A 10072-nucleotide genomic window follows, 5' to 3' on the forward strand; every position below is an offset into this window, starting at 1 on the left:
CGAGTGTCTCTGATCGCTTCTGACCACTTCCGCATCGTTGTCGGCCTCGGCAAGAGCGGCATGTCCCTGGTTCGCTTCCTGGCGAACCGGGGCGTGTCGTTTGCCGTCGCCGATACGCGGGACAATCCACCGGAATTGGCCACGCTCAAGCGTGACTATCCGCACGTGGAAGTGCGTTGTGGCGAGCTGGACGTCGAATTCCTGTGCCGTGCCGACGAGCTTTACGTGAGCCCCGGCCTGGCGCTGGCGACCCCGGCCCTGCAAGCCGCTGCAGCCCGTGGCGTGAAAATGGCCGGCGACATCGAGCTGTTCGCGCGTAACGCGCGGGCGCCGATCGTGGCCATCACCGGTTCCAACGCGAAAAGCACCGTCACCACCCTGGTCGGCGAGATGGCGGCTGCGGCCGGCAAGCGCGTGGCGGTGGGCGGCAACCTCGGTACGCCAGCGCTGGAGTTGCTCAGCGATGACGTCGAGCTGTACGTGATGGAGCTGTCGAGCTTCCAGCTGGAAACCACCGACCAGCTCAACGCCGAAGTGGCCACCGTGCTCAACATCAGCGAAGACCACATGGACCGCTACAGTGGCCTGCCGGCGTATCACCTGGCCAAGCACCGGATCTTCCGTGGCGCGAAGCAGTTTGTGGTCAACCGTCAGGACGCACTCAGCCGTCCGCTGATCGGCGAGGGCCAGCCGTGCTGGACCTTCGGCCTGAACAAACCGGATTTCAAGGCTTTCGGCCTGCGCGAAGAAGATGGCGAGAAATACCTGGCCTTCGAATTCCAGAACCTGATGCCGGTGCGCGAACTGAAAGTGCGCGGCGCGCATAACCAGGCCAACGCCCTCGCGGCGCTGGCGCTGGGTCATGCGGTCGGCCTGCCGTTCGACGCCATGCTCGATGCCCTGCGTAACTTCACCGGTCTCGAACACCGCTGCCAGTGGCTGCGTGATCTCGACGGCGTGGGTTACTACAACGATTCCAAAGCCACCAACGTTGGCGCCGCATTGGCCGCCATCGAAGGCTTGGGTGCGGACATCGACGGCAAGGTCGTGCTGATCGCCGGTGGCGACGGCAAGGGCGCCGAGTTCAAGGATCTGCGTGATCCGGTGGCGGCCAACTGCCGCGCCGTGATCCTGATGGGCCGCGACTCCGACAAGATCGGCGCCGCCATCGGTGACGCCGTGCCACTGATTCGCGCGACCTCGCTGGTCGACGCCGTTGCGCAATGCCGCGCGGTCGCCCAACCCGGTGACGTGGTGCTGCTGTCGCCGGCCTGCGCCAGTTTCGACATGTTCAAGAATTACGAAGACCGTGGTCACCAGTTCGTCCGCGCCGTGGAGGATCTGGCATGAGCCTGCGCAATATCATCAAGCCGTACCCGTCGCCGATCATCACCGGCCGTGGCATCGACCTCGACTTCCCGATGCTCGCCGGTTGCCTGGCGCTGCTGGGCCTGGGCCTGATCATGATCGCCTCGGCCTCCACCGAAGTGGCGGCGGCGCAGTCGGGCAGCGCGCTGTACTACATGATTCGCCACCTGATCTACGTGGCGCTGGGCTTGGGTGCCTGCATCATCACCATGATGATTCCGATCGCCACCTGGCAGCGTCTGGGCTGGATGATGCTGATCGGCGCATTCGGTCTGCTGGTGATGGTGATCGTCCCCGGGATCGGCCGTGAAGTGAACGGGTCGATGCGCTGGATCGGTTTCAGCTTCTTTAACGTGCAGCCGTCCGAGATCGCCAAGGTGTTTGTGGTGATCTACCTCGCCGGTTATCTGGTACGTCGGCAGAAGGAAGTGCGCGAGAGCTGGATGGGCTTCTTCAAGCCGTTCATCGTGCTGCTGCCGATGGCAGGCCTGTTGCTGATGGAGCCGGACTTCGGTGCCACCGTGGTAATGATGGGTGCCGCTGCGGCGATGCTGTTCCTTGGCGGGGTCGGGCTATTCCGCTTCTCGCTGATGGTGGTGCTGGCAGTCGGGGCCGTGGTCTTGCTGATCCAGATGCAGCCTTACCGGATGGCGCGTCTGACCAACTTCGCCGATCCGTGGGCTGACCAGTTCGGCGCCGGTTACCAGTTGTCGCAGGCATTGATCGCCTTCGGTCGCGGTGAGTGGCTGGGCGTCGGCCTGGGCAACAGCGTGCAGAAACAGTTCTACCTGCCGGAAGCGCACACCGACTTCGTGTTCTCGGTGCTGGCCGAAGAGCTCGGCGCCGTCGGTTCGCTGTGCACCGTCGCGCTGTTCGTGTTCGTGTGTATTCGTGGCATGTACATCGGTTTGTGGGCGGAAAAAGCCAAGCAGTTCTTCGCCGCTTACGTGGCTTACGGCCTGTCGTTCCTGTGGATCGGTCAGTTCCTGATCAACATCGGGGTGAACGTCGGCCTGCTGCCGACCAAGGGCCTGACCCTGCCGTTCCTCAGTTATGGCGGCAGTTCCCTGGTGATCTGCTGCGCCTGCCTCGGCTTGTTGCTGAGGATCGAGTGGGAGAGTCGGACCCACCTGGGCAGTGAAGAGATGGAGTTCCATGAGAGCGACTTCGCCGAGGAGCCGAACCATGGGCGCTAACGTATTGATCATGGCCGGCGGCACCGGCGGCCACGTGTTCCCGGCGCTGTCCTGTGCCCGTGAATTCCAGGCGCGCGGCTACACCGTACACTGGCTCGGCACGCCACGCGGAATCGAAAACGAACTGGTACCGGCTGCCGGTCTTGAACTGCACCGCATCAATGCCACCGGGTTGCGTGGCAAGGGCAAGCTGTCGCTGCTCAAGGCCCCGTTCATGTTGCTCAAGTCGGTGTGGCAGGCGCGGGCGGTGATTCGCCAGCTGCGTCCGGTCTGCGTGGTCGGCTTCGGTGGTTATGTGACCGGCCCTGGCGGAATCGCTGCGAAACTGGCCGGTGTGCCGGTGATCGTTCACGAGCAGAACGCCGTGGCCGGCACCGCCAATCGGTTGCTGGTGCCGTTCGCCGCCCGGGTGTGTGAAGCGTTCCCCGACACCTTTACTCTGTCGGACACCCGCCGTACCACCGGAAATCCGGTGCGCAGCGAGCTGTTCCGCGAAACATCGCGACCGGCTCTGGCCGGCCGCAAAGCGCGTTTGCTGATCCTCGGCGGAAGCCTGGGCGCAGAACCGTTGAACAAGTTGCTGCCTGAAGCTCTGGCGCAAGTCCCTGCCGATTTGCGTCCGGAAGTGTTTCATCAGGCCGGCAAAAACCACGATGAAGTGACTGCAGAGCGCTATCGCGCCGCCGGCGTGGACGCGCAGGTGCAGCCGTTCATCAAAGACATGGCCCAGGCCTATGGCTGGGCTGACCTGGTGGTGTGCCGCGCTGGCGCGCTGACCATCAGTGAGCTGGCTGCCGTTGGTCTGCCCTCGATGCTGGTGCCTTTGCCCCACGCGATCGACGATCACCAGACCCGCAACGCCGATTATTTGGCCCGTGAAGGCGCAGCCTTCGTGATGCCACAAAGAACGACTGGTGCCGCGGACCTTGCCGCGCGCCTGACAGAGGTCTTGATGCAACCGCAACGACTCGAAGAAATGGCCCAAGCGGCCCGCCGTCTGGCCAAACCCGATGCCACCCGTAGCGTGGTCGATACCTGCCTGGAGGTGGCCCATGGTTGAGAATCAGAAAGCCATGCCACAACCGGAAATGCGCCGCATCCGTCGCATCCACTTCGTCGGTATCGGCGGCGTGGGCATGTGCGGGATTGCCGAAGTGTTGTTGAACCTGGGCTATGAAGTGTCCGGTTCCGACCTGAAGGCTTCGCCGGTGACCGAGCGTCTGGAATCGTTCGGCGCGCACATCTATATCGGCCACCGCGCCGAGAACGCTGCGACCGCCGATGTGCTGGTGGTCTCCAGCGCTGTGAACACCTCCAACCCGGAAGTGGCGACCGCCCTTGAGCGTCGTATTCCGGTGGTGCCGCGTGCCGAAATGCTCGCCGAGCTGATGCGCTATCGCCACGGCATCGCCGTCGCCGGTACCCACGGCAAAACCACCACCACCAGCCTGATCGCTTCGGTGTTCGCCGCTGGTGGCCTGGATCCGACCTTCGTCATCGGTGGCCGTCTGAATGCTGCGGGCACCAATGCCCAGCTCGGCACCAGCCGCTACCTGATCGCCGAAGCCGACGAAAGCGACGCCAGTTTCCTGCACCTGCAACCGCTGGTGGCCGTGGTCACCAACATCGACGCCGACCACATGGCGACCTACGACGGTGACTTCAACAAACTGAAGAAAACCTTCGTCGAGTTCCTGCACAACCTGCCGTTCTACGGTCTGGCCGTGATGTGCCTGGACGATCCGGTGGTGCGTGAAATCCTGCCGCTGGTCAAACGTCCGACCGTGACCTACGGCTTCAGCGAAGACGCCGACGTGCGCGCGATCAATGTGCGTCAGCAAGGCATGCAGACTTTCTTCACCGTGCTGCGCCCGGATCGCGAGCCGCTGGACGTGTCCGTGAACATGCCGGGCAACCACAACGTGCTCAACTCGTTGGCGACCATCTGCATCGCCAGCGACGAAGGTGTCAGCGACGAAGCCATCGTTCAGGGCCTGTCCGGGTTCCAGGGCGTTGGCCGACGCTTCCAGGTCTACGGCGAGCTGCCGGTGGACGGCGGCAACGTGATGCTGGTCGACGACTACGGTCACCACCCGACCGAAGTCGCCGCCGTGATCAAAGCCGTGCGCGGTGGCTGGCCGGAGCGCCGTCTGGTGGTGGTCTAAGATCCGAACCGGAACAGCATCACCACAGACCTGTACGACGATTTCGTCAATGTACTGGCCGACGCCAACGTGCTGTTGCTGATGGAAGTCTATCCGGCCGGCGAAGAGCCGATCCCGGGCGCGGACAGCCGCAAGCTGTGCAACAGCATTCGTCAGCGCGGTCAGCTCGACCCGATCTACATCGAGCGTGGTGTCGACCTCGCACCGCTGGTCAAGCCGCTGCTGCGTGCCGGCGACATCCTGTTGTGCCAGGGCGCCGGGGATATCGGCGGTCTCGCGCCGAAGCTGTTGAAAAGTGAATTGTTCGCCGGCGCCGTGGCGGCGTCGGTCGAGGGGAAGTTGAAATGACTGCTGCCTACGCCAACCTGTTCTCCACCATCGCGCCGAAAGACTTCGGCCGGGTCGCCGTGCTGTTCGGTGGCATGAGTGCCGAGCGTGAGGTTTCGCTGAAATCCGGTAACGCCGTGCTCGACGCGCTGCAAAGCGCGGGCGTGGACGCATTCGGGATCGACGTCGGTGAGGATTTTCTGCAGCGTCTGCTGAACGAAAAGATCGACCGCGCGTTCATCATTCTCCACGGTCGTGGCGGTGAAGACGGTTCGATGCAGGGCCTGCTCGAATGCGCCGGCATTCCCTACACCGGCAGCGGCATCCTTGCCTCGGCACTGGCGATGGACAAACTGCGCACCAAGCAGGTCTGGCACAGCCTCGGGATTCCGACGCCGCGTCACGCCGTGCTGTGCAGCGAAGCCGATTGTATTTCCGCGGCGACGGAACTGGGCTTCCCTTTGATCGTCAAACCGGCGCATGAAGGTTCAAGTATCGGGATGGCCAAAGTGAGTTCTGCGTCCGAGTTGATCGACGCATGGAAAGCGGCCAGTACCTACGATTCGCAAGTCTTGGTTGAACAATGGATTCAAGGTCCGGAGTTCACCATCGCCACCCTGCGTGACCAGGTGTTGCCTCCTATCGCCCTGGGTACACCGCACACGTTCTACGACTACGACGCCAAGTACATCGCCAACGATACCCAGTACCGCATTCCGTGCGGGCTGGATGCCGCCAAGGAGCAGGAACTCATGGATCTCACGGCCAAGGCCTGTGAGGCGCTGGGTATTGCCGGTTGGGGCAGGGCGGACGTGATGCAGGACGCCGACGGGCAGTTCTGGTTCCTCGAAGTAAACACCGCACCGGGCATGACCGATCACAGCCTGGTGCCGATGGCGGCCCGTGCTGCCGGTCTGGACTTCCAGCAACTGGTTCTGGCCATTCTGGCCGCCAGTGTTGAAGGCTCCGGTCATACAGAGGCGCGAGGTTAAGACCATGCAAGGCGCTCATCTCAGACATCAGCCACCCGCACCCGGCCGCAAGCCGGTGCCGCGGGGTGCCAGCCGAATGGTGGCCAAAGAGCCGATGTCCGCGCGCCTGCCGAAAGCCAATTTCGGCTTTCTGAAAAGCCTGTTCTGGCCGGTGCTGCTGGTGGCGCTCGGGTTCGGTACCTACGAAGGCGCGCAGCGTTTGCTGCCGTACGCCGACCGGCCGATCACCAAGATCGCCGTGCAGGGCGACCTGAGCTACATCAGTCAGCAAGCGGTGCAGCAGCGAATCGCCCCGTACGTGGCGTCGAGCTTCTTCACCATTGATCTGGCCAGCATGCGTACCGAGCTTGAGCAGATGCCATGGATCGCCCACGCCGAAGTACGCCGGGTGTGGCCGGACCAGGTGGTGATCCGCCTCGAAGAGCAACTGCCGGTGGCCCGTTGGGGCGACGAGTCGCTGCTCAACAACCAGGGTCAGGCCTTCACGCCAAAGGAGTTGGCGAACTACGAACACCTGCCACAGCTGTTCGGCCCACAACGGGCCCAGCAGCAAGTGATGCAGCAGTATCAGGTGCTGAGCCAGATGCTCCGGCCGCTGGGCTTCTCGATCGCGCGCCTGGAACTGCGTGAACGTGGCAGCTGGTTCCTGACCACCGGTGCCGGCAGCTCCGGCCCCGGCATCGAGTTGCTGCTGGGACGCGGCAACCTGGTGGAAAAGATGCGCCGCTTCATTGCCATCTATGACAAGACGCTTAAAGACCAGATTACGAACATTGCGCGCATCGATCTGCGCTACGCCAACGGCCTCGCTGTTGGCTGGCGGGAACCAGTAGCGCCGACGACTGCCAAACCCTCAGTAGCAAAGAATTAAGAAGTGTGATGAACCATGGCAAACGTGCAAAGCGGCAAAATGATCGTCGGTCTGGATATCGGCACCTCCAAGGTGGTGGCGCTGGTAGGCGAGGTCGCGGACGACGGCACGCTGGAAATCGTCGGTATCGGTACTCACCCGTCCCGCGGCCTGAAGAAGGGCGTGGTGGTGAACATCGAGTCCACCGTGCAATCGATCCAGCGCGCGATCGAAGAAGCCCAACTGATGGCGGGCTGCCGCATTCACTCGGCGTTCGTCGGCGTGGCCGGCAATCACATCCGCAGCCTGAACTCCCACGGCATCGTGGCGATTCGTGATCGCGAAGTGAGCTCGGCTGACCTGGAGCGCGTACTCGACGCCGCCCAGGCCGTGGCGATCCCGGCTGACCAGCGCGTGCTGCACACCCTGCCGCAGGATTACGTGATCGATAACCAGGAAGGCGTCCGCGAGCCTCTGGGCATGTCCGGCGTCCGTCTGGAAGCCAAGGTTCACGTGGTCACCTGCGCCGTCAACGCTGCACAGAACATTGAAAAATGCGTGCGTCGCTGCGGTCTGGAAATCGACGACATCATTCTCGAGCAACTGGCCTCGGCCTACTCGGTGCTGACCGACGACGAAAAAGAGCTGGGCGTGTGCCTGGTCGACATCGGCGGCGGCACCACCGACATCGCGATCTTCACCGAAGGTGCGATCCGCCACACCGCGGTGATCCCGATTGCCGGTGATCAGGTGACCAACGACATCGCCATGGCGTTGCGCACCCCGACCCAGTACGCCGAAGAGATCAAGATCCGCTACGCCTGTGCCCTGGCCAAACTGGCCGGTGCCGGCGAAACCATCAAGGTGCCGAGCGTTGGCGACCGTCCACCGCGCGAACTGTCGCGTCAGGCCCTGGCCGAAGTGGTCGAGCCGCGTTACGACGAACTGTTCACCCTGATCCAGGCCGAACTGCGTCGCAGCGGCTACGAAGACCTGATCCCGGCGGGCATCGTCCTGACCGGCGGTACGTCGAAGATGGAAGGTGCCACCGAACTGGCCGAAGAAATCTTCCACATGCCGGTGCGCCTGGGCGTGCCGCATGGCGTGAAGGGCCTGGATGACGTGGTGCGCAACCCGATTTATTCCACTGGCGTGGGCTTGTTGATGTACGGCCTGCAGAAGCAGTCCGACGGGATCTCGTTCTCGGGCATCGGCAGCCGCGACAGCTACAGCAACGATGAGCCACAAGCGCCGTTGCTGGACCGATTGAAGAAGTGGGTTCAAGGCAACTTCTAAAGCTTTACCGCAACACCGTTACAAAAATGCAGTAGGCGAAAAAACTAGAGAATGTAAGGAGAGGGAAAATGTTCGAACTCGTAGACAACATCCCCGCAAGCCCGGTAATCAAAGTTATCGGTGTTGGCGGTGGCGGCGGCAACGCTGTCAACCACATGGTCAAGAGCAACATCGAAGGCGTCGAATTCATCTGCGCCAACACTGATGCTCAAGCGCTGAAAAACATCGGCGCGCGCACCATCCTGCAACTGGGCACCGGCGTGACCAAAGGTCTCGGCGCTGGCGCCAACCCTGAAGTAGGTCGTCAGGCCGCTCTCGAAGACCGTGAGCGCATTGCCGAAGTCCTGCAGGGCACCAACATGGTGTTCATCACCACTGGCATGGGCGGCGGTACCGGTACCGGTGCTGCGCCGATCATCGCCGAAGTGGCCAAGGAAATGGGCATCCTGACTGTTGCGGTCGTGACCCGTCCGTTCCCGTTCGAAGGCCGCAAGCGTATGCAGATCGCCGACGAAGGCATCCGCATGCTCTCCGAAAGCGTCGACTCGTTGATCACCATCCCTAACGAGAAGCTGCTGACCATCCTTGGTAAAGACGCGAGCCTGCTGTCGGCTTTCGCCAAGGCTGACGACGTACTGGCCGGTGCCGTTCGCGGTATCTCCGACATCATCAAGCGTCCGGGCATGATCAACGTCGACTTCGCCGACGTGCGTACCGTGATGAGCGAAATGGGCATGGCGATGTTGGGCACTGGCTGCGCCAGCGGTCCGAACCGTGCACGTGAAGCGACCGAAGCGGCCATCCGCAACCCGCTGCTGGAAGACGTGAACCTGCAAGGCGCACGCGGCATCCTGGTGAACATCACCGCAGGTCCTGACCTGTCCCTGGGTGAGTACTCCGACGTGGGTAGCATCATCGAAGCCTTCGCTTCCGAGCACGCAATGGTCAAGGTCGGCACCGTTATCGATCCGGACATGCGCGACGAACTGCACGTCACCGTGGTTGCCACCGGTCTGGGCGCGAAAATCGAGAAGCCTGTGAAGGTCATCGACAACACCGTTCACACCTCCATGGCTGCCGCTCAGGTTCAACAACCGGTTCCTGCGCGTCAGGAAGCTCCGGCGGTGAACTACCGTGACCTGGACCGTCCGACCGTCATGCGCAACCAGGCTCAGGCCGGTGCTGCGACTGCCGCGAAGATGAACCCGCAGGACGATCTGGATTACCTGGACATCCCGGCATTCCTGCGTCGTCAGGCCGATTGATGGAATGTATCAGGGCTATGACGGTGATTGGTGTTCAGCAAAGGCTCGGTCTGCTATTATCGCCAGCCTTTGTTGATACCAGTTCGCAATTTGCGCTGAAGCGGCCCAAGCCATGATTAAACAACGCACACTGAAAAATATTATCCGTGCCACAGGTGTAGGCCTGCATTCCGGGGAGAAGGTCTACCTGACCCTCAAGCCTGCGCCTGTCGACACTGGCATTGTGTTTTGTCGCGCTGACCTCGACCCTGTGGTGCAGATTCCTGCCCGCGCGGAAAACGTCGGTGAAACCACTATGTCGACGACGCTGATCAACGGCGACGTCAAAGTGGACACGGTAGAGCACTTGCTCTCGGCCATGGCTGGCCTGGGCATCGATAACGCCTACGTCGAGCTCTCCGCGTCCGAAGTCCCGATCATGGATGGCAGCGCTGGACCGTTCGTATTCCTGATTCAATCGGCTGGCCTGGAAGAGCAGGACGCCGCCAAGAAATTCATCCGCATCCTGCGTGAAGTGACAGTGGAAGACGGCGACAAGCGCGCCACTTTCGTACCGGTCGAAGGGGGGAAGGTGAGCTTCGAGATCGATTTCGATCACCCGGTTTTACGCGCG

Annotated in this window: 8 protein-coding genes and 1 pseudogene; all 9 read left to right on the plus strand. The window is 62.3% G+C overall.

What is annotated here, in order from left to right:
• The first annotated feature begins 3 nt into the window (after window positions 1-3).
• On the plus strand, window positions 4-1350 hold the full coding sequence (gene murD, locus ACIP8I_RS23750) for a UDP-N-acetylmuramoyl-L-alanine--D-glutamate ligase (RefSeq protein WP_400764361.1): 1347 nt from the start codon (window positions 4-6) through the stop codon (window positions 1348-1350).
• A complete protein-coding gene (gene ftsW / locus ACIP8I_RS23755) occupies window positions 1347-2564 on the plus strand; it encodes a putative lipid II flippase FtsW (RefSeq protein WP_003228018.1) in 1218 nt (405 codons plus the stop codon). Before murD ends, ftsW begins: the two co-directional genes overlap by 4 nt.
• Window positions 2554-3624, plus strand: coding sequence for an undecaprenyldiphospho-muramoylpentapeptide beta-N-acetylglucosaminyltransferase (gene murG, locus ACIP8I_RS23760; RefSeq protein WP_400764363.1), 1071 nt, complete (start codon window positions 2554-2556; stop codon window positions 3622-3624). The genes ftsW and murG overlap by 11 nt, the downstream gene beginning before the upstream one ends.
• A pseudogene (murC, locus tag ACIP8I_RS23765) lies at window positions 3617-5077 on the plus strand (UDP-N-acetylmuramate--L-alanine ligase). Before murG ends, murC begins: the two are co-directional and overlap by 8 nt.
• Entirely contained in the window at window positions 5074-6048 is a 975-nt protein-coding gene (locus ACIP8I_RS23770) for a D-alanine--D-alanine ligase (protein WP_086791637.1), read from the plus strand. The pseudogene murC and the gene ACIP8I_RS23770 overlap by 4 nt, the downstream one beginning before the upstream one ends.
• 4 nt (window positions 6049-6052) lie before the next feature.
• Window positions 6053-6919 (plus strand): cell division protein FtsQ/DivIB, encoded by an 867-nt coding sequence (locus tag ACIP8I_RS23775; protein WP_400764365.1) that lies wholly within the window; start codon window positions 6053-6055, stop codon window positions 6917-6919.
• A gap of 15 nt (window positions 6920-6934) precedes the next feature.
• A complete protein-coding gene (gene ftsA, locus ACIP8I_RS23780) occupies window positions 6935-8194 on the plus strand; it encodes a cell division protein FtsA (RefSeq protein WP_003228014.1) in 1260 nt (419 codons plus the stop codon).
• Between the two features lie 68 nt (window positions 8195-8262).
• Window positions 8263-9459, plus strand: coding sequence for a cell division protein FtsZ (gene ftsZ / locus ACIP8I_RS23785; RefSeq protein WP_400764366.1), 1197 nt, complete (start codon window positions 8263-8265; stop codon window positions 9457-9459).
• Window positions 9460-9571: 112 nt separating this feature from the next.
• On the plus strand, window positions 9572-10072 hold a 501-nt coding region (gene lpxC / locus ACIP8I_RS23790), incomplete at its 3' end, for a UDP-3-O-acyl-N-acetylglucosamine deacetylase (RefSeq protein WP_400764367.1).

The sequence above is a fragment of the Pseudomonas sp. NPDC088414 genome (assembly GCF_044753325.1).
GTDB lineage: Bacteria > Pseudomonadota > Gammaproteobacteria > Pseudomonadales > Pseudomonadaceae > Aquipseudomonas.